The sequence below is a fragment of the Rhizobium ecuadorense genome (assembly GCF_001187535.1).
GTDB lineage: Bacteria > Pseudomonadota > Alphaproteobacteria > Rhizobiales > Rhizobiaceae > Rhizobium > Rhizobium ecuadorense.
Map to the genome: position 1 here is coordinate 1 of NZ_LFIO01001379.1, position 241 is coordinate 241.

Sequence of the window (241 nt, forward strand, 5' to 3'; positions counted from 1 at the left end):
ATGCCGAGCTCGGCGCGCTGTACGCCGAACACATCCTTCACGGATGGGAGGGGCTGGATGAGGATTATACGCAGGAACTAGCGCTGGCGACGCTGAGCGATCCGGAATACCGTGTCGTGGTTCAGGCAATCGGATGGTGCGCGGCAAAGATCAGCCAGATCGAAGTCGAATACACCGTGGCCGAAGAGGGAAACTCATTGCCGCCTTCCGTCACCGACTAGGACGCGAGGAGGCGGCAGAA

1 pseudogene is annotated in these 241 nt (G+C 60.2%); it reads left to right on the forward strand.

Annotated features, from left to right (window positions below):
• Nucleotides 1–221: pseudogene (locus AF337_RS29655) on the forward strand (hypothetical protein); the annotation flags it as partial.
• Nucleotides 222–241 lie beyond the last annotated feature (20 nt).